At 64.9% G+C, this 288-nt stretch carries 1 pseudogene; it reads right to left on the reverse strand.

The window, feature by feature from the left end:
* Window positions 1–115: 115 nt before the first annotated feature.
* A pseudogene (locus EJ903_RS26660) lies at window positions 116–288 on the reverse strand (transposase); the annotation flags it as partial.

The raw sequence follows: 288 nt of genomic DNA on the forward strand, positions 1-288 counted from the left end.
GGTTGCACGAATTGCTCCCGTGGAATTGGAAAGCCGCTCAAAATATCAGGAAAGCAGCCTGACCGCGTCACTCGCCGGATGGTTACGACCAAACTTCATCCGGCCTTTACAAGAGGGTCGTGTGATCGGGAACCGGCAGCGTCAGGCCGAGCAGACGCATCAGCGAGCCCAGCAAGCCTTCGGTCTGCCGCCACGACCGGCCAAACGCCAAGCGCAGCATCACCCCGGCCTCGATGGCAATGTCCGAGTAGCGCGCTGGCCGGCCGCGCCGCCCCGTCGCCGGCGGCG

This window comes from Azospirillum griseum, from assembly GCF_003966125.1.
Taxonomy (GTDB): domain Bacteria; phylum Pseudomonadota; class Alphaproteobacteria; order Azospirillales; family Azospirillaceae; genus Azospirillum; species Azospirillum griseum.